This is a genomic window from Acinetobacter sp. IRS14 (assembly GCF_034650275.1).
GTDB classification, from domain to species: domain Bacteria; phylum Pseudomonadota; class Gammaproteobacteria; order Pseudomonadales; family Moraxellaceae; genus Acinetobacter; species Acinetobacter oleivorans.
Genome location: NZ_JAOVFN010000068.1, coordinates 1 through 590 on the forward strand (window position 1 = coordinate 1; position 590 = coordinate 590).

The 590-nt window shown below is 50.3% G+C and carries 1 protein-coding gene; it reads right to left on the reverse strand.

Going from position 1 to position 590, the window contains the following annotated elements; all coding sequences use genetic code 11:
- A partial coding sequence (locus tag ODQ17_RS19110; RefSeq protein ID WP_322905642.1) for an Ig-like domain-containing protein occupies nt 1-590 on the reverse strand: 590 nt, incomplete at both ends.

Consider the following 590-nt stretch of genomic DNA (forward strand, 5'->3'; position numbering starts at 1 on the left):
AAGACAAGGGTGTCGTCATTGGTAATGAAGTCATTAGCTTGTGCGCCAGTATCATCACTGATGCTGTCAATCGTGACGGCCGGTGCAACCGTATCAACAGTGATGTTACGAGTAGCAGGGGTAGCGGGATTCCCAGCGAGATCACTGACAGTAGCTACGACTTCTTCAGTCGCTTCAAAGTTGGCAATGTCTGCGACAGGGATATTGAATGTCCAAGCATTACCAGTAACGGTGGCGGTGTAGGTATTGCCATCAATGGTGACAGTGACGACTTGACCATCTTCAACACCAGTCGTGGTGCCACTGACTGCAACAGGACTACCTGCTTCCACGGCATTGATGATGTCATCAACCGCAATGGCATTGATGGTGACAGTCGGAGCAGTGGTATCAACAACAATTGTTTGAGTTGCTGTTGCGCTGTTGCCAGTGGGATTGGTGGCAGTCACACTCAGCTCATAGTCGCCATCTGCCAGGAGGGTGCCGGTGTAATCCAAGGTCCACTCACCAGCACCATTAGCAGTCACAGTGCCGATTTCAATACCATCTAAGCTGACAACAACTGTGCTATCTGCTTCTGCAGTGCCATT